Source organism: Pseudomonas sp. SDO55104_S430 (assembly GCF_054070595.1).
Genome location: NZ_JBSVXG010000502.1, coordinates 1 through 488, shown reverse-complemented (window position 1 = coordinate 488; position 488 = coordinate 1). Strand labels below are relative to the sequence as shown.

The window sequence follows — 488 nt, the reverse complement described above, 5'->3', positions numbered from 1 at the left end:
TATTCGCTACTGACACGCCGCCTTCGCGAGCAAGCCCGCTCCCACACTGGGTTTGGTGTCAGCTTGTAGTTCGGTGTCAGCTCTCGGTTTTCTTCTCGGCCACGCCCAGCTCCTTGAGGCGCTGGTCAATCAGCTGGCACTTGTCCGGCAGATCCTTGGCCGCTGTACCCAGATCCATCTTCTGCAACTGATCATTGATTTCCTTGGCCTTGGCCGGGTTCTGCTCGGTCAGACGAGTGACTTCCTTGGCCAGTTGTTCGCGCTTGGCGGTGGCTTCCTCCGGGGTGCAGGCCCAGACGGGCAGGGCGCAGGCGAGGGTGGCGGCGAGGGTGAGCGTGTGCAGGGTTTTCATGGGGGCAGGCCTCGGGTCCGGTTAAGGCGGGGTAACCGGTTGAGGGCTTTTTAGTGGGAAAAGTTCAGCCTCGGCGATCACTCAAAACCACTGTGGGAGCGAGCCTGCTCGCGATTGCAGGCTGCCAGACAGCATT

At 61.1% G+C, this 488-nt stretch carries 1 protein-coding gene; it reads right to left on the bottom strand.

Annotated elements, in window-relative coordinates; translation table 11 throughout:
- Positions 1 to 76 precede the first annotated feature (76 nt).
- A complete protein-coding gene (locus tag ACW9JE_RS30915; RefSeq protein WP_224536152.1) occupies positions 77 to 352 on the bottom strand; it encodes a hypothetical protein in 276 nt (91 codons plus the stop codon).
- Positions 353 to 488 lie beyond the last annotated feature (136 nt).

Excerpts from the sequence above, each read along its gene's own strand:
- ACW9JE_RS30915 (WP_224536152.1), bottom strand. The coding sequence starts at position 352 with ATGAAAACCCTGCACACGCTCACCCTCGCCGCCACCCTCGCCTGCGCC.